This window comes from Caldisalinibacter kiritimatiensis (assembly GCF_000387765.1).
Lineage (GTDB): Bacteria > Bacillota > Clostridia > Tissierellales > Caldisalinibacteraceae > Caldisalinibacter > Caldisalinibacter kiritimatiensis.
In genome coordinates this window covers 1-296 of the sequence record NZ_ARZA01000215.1, presented here as the reverse complement: position 1 = coordinate 296, position 296 = coordinate 1, and the positions used below count along the sequence as shown (strand labels likewise).

Sequence of the window (296 nt, the reverse complement as noted above, 5' to 3'; positions counted from 1 at the left end):
TCTAGGGTTGTGCTCCAGAGTACCACGGGACACGGGAAATCCTGTGGGAAGCTGGGAGGACCACCTCCTAAGGCTAAATACTACCTGGTGACCGATAGTGAAGCAGTACCGTGAGGGAAAGGTGAAAAGAACCCCGGGAGGGGAGTGAAATAGAACCTGAAACCCTATGTCTACAAGCAGTGGAAGCACTTTTCATGTGCAACCGCGTACTTTTTGTAGAACGGGCCAGCGAGTTACGTTATGCAGCGAGGTTAAGGACTTTAGGTCTGGAGCCGCAGGGAAACCGAGTCTTAAAC

General features: G+C 51.7%; 1 rRNA gene. It reads left to right on the top strand.

From position 1 onward, the window contains the following. Nucleotides 1-296: ribosomal RNA gene (locus tag L21TH_RS14090) — 23S ribosomal RNA — on the top strand; the annotation flags it as partial.